At 49.1% G+C, this 381-nt stretch carries 1 protein-coding gene; it reads left to right on the top strand.

Going from position 1 to position 381, the window contains the following annotated elements:
• On the top strand, positions 1-381 hold a 381-nt coding region (locus WH96_RS22095), incomplete at both ends, for a hypothetical protein (RefSeq protein WP_047762105.1).

The raw sequence follows: 381 nt of genomic DNA, 5'->3' as shown, positions 1-381 counted from the left end.
TTCTGGTTCACAGATTATTGGTCTAGGTATCAGTGGGACAGCTGTTGATGTAAATGGTCAACCTGTTGGTTCCGATGGTGATGGATCCGAGAGCACTTCAGTTACAGTTAGCTTGAGCACGGGTACTTTGGTTGTTGATGCAGCCTTTGGTACGGTAACGCCGACAGGTACGCCTGGAGAGTGGACAGTAACTCCAGCTGCAGGCCAGAGCCTGAGTGATGTTCTGCCAAAGCTTGGCGTTGAAGTTGGCGCCGGGTTTGATGGTGATGTTGATGTTACAGTCAACTCTTCCAGCATTGAGGCGAATACACCGCCGACTTCTACAGAGGCTGGTAGTGGAGTTGAGACAGATATCAGTGACAATACTTATACAGATACAGA

It is taken from the genome of Kiloniella spongiae (assembly GCF_001026905.1).
In the GTDB taxonomy this organism is placed as follows: Bacteria; Pseudomonadota; Alphaproteobacteria; order Kiloniellales; family Kiloniellaceae; genus Kiloniella; species Kiloniella spongiae.
Note: the sequence above shows the minus strand (reverse complement) of the source record. Positions and strands in the feature narration are given on the sequence as shown.